The organism is Rhizobium ecuadorense, from assembly GCF_001187535.1.
GTDB classification, from domain to species: domain Bacteria; phylum Pseudomonadota; class Alphaproteobacteria; order Rhizobiales; family Rhizobiaceae; genus Rhizobium; species Rhizobium ecuadorense.
In genome coordinates this window covers 1-239 of the sequence record NZ_LFIO01001409.1, presented here as the reverse complement: position 1 = coordinate 239, position 239 = coordinate 1, and the positions used below count along the sequence as shown (strand labels likewise).

General features: G+C 55.2%; 1 protein-coding gene. It reads left to right on the top strand.

Going from position 1 to position 239, the window contains the following annotated elements; all coding sequences use genetic code 11:
* Nucleotide 1: 1 nt before the first annotated feature.
* A partial coding sequence (locus AF337_RS29770; protein WP_244471339.1) for an ATP-dependent Clp protease proteolytic subunit occupies nt 2-239 on the top strand: 238 nt, incomplete at its 3' end.

The window sequence follows — 239 nt, the reverse complement described above, 5'->3', positions numbered from 1 at the left end:
CATCTATTCCCGCCTTCTTCGTGAAAGGATCATCTTTTTGAATGGCGAAGTGAACGACACCGTGTCTGCGCTGGTCTGCGCACAATTGTTGTTCCTCGAAGCGGAAAACCCCAAGAAGCCAATCAGCCTCTATATCAATTCCCCCGGCGGCATGGTGACGAGCGGCCTCGCCATGTATGACACCATGCGTTACATCCGCGCTCCGGTGCATACGCTTTGCATGGGGACAGCCCGCTCGA